This is a genomic window from Terribacillus saccharophilus, assembly GCF_002272745.1.
GTDB lineage: Bacteria > Bacillota > Bacilli > Bacillales > Amphibacillaceae > Terribacillus > Terribacillus saccharophilus_B.
This window is the reverse complement of record NZ_NPBD01000037.1, coordinates 1-278: the sequence shown is the minus strand read 5'-3', so window position 1 is coordinate 278 and position 278 is coordinate 1. Positions and strand designations below refer to the sequence as shown.

Annotated in this window: 1 rRNA gene; it reads right to left on the bottom strand. The window is 41.4% G+C overall.

The features are described 5' to 3' along the window. Nucleotides 1-170, bottom strand: a 23S ribosomal RNA gene (locus CHH58_RS18110); the annotation flags it as partial. Nucleotides 171-278: the final 108 nt, after the last annotated feature.

Genomic DNA, 278 nt, shown 5'->3' with positions numbered 1-278 from the left:
CCTATGTATTCAGTAATACGTACTATCCAATAACGGATAGCGGGTTCCCCCATTCGGAAATCTTCGGATCAAAGCTTACTTACAGCTCCCCGAAGCATATCGGTGTTAGTCCCGTCCTTCATCGGCTCCTAGTGCCAAGGCATCCACCGTGCGCCCTTCTTCACTTAACTAATAACGCATGATAAATCTATAAATCGCGACAATAAATTGTCGGCTTTAAAGTTTGATGTTTTGGCATTGTTGTTTCTTATCTAGTTTTCAAGGTTCACATAAAAAAA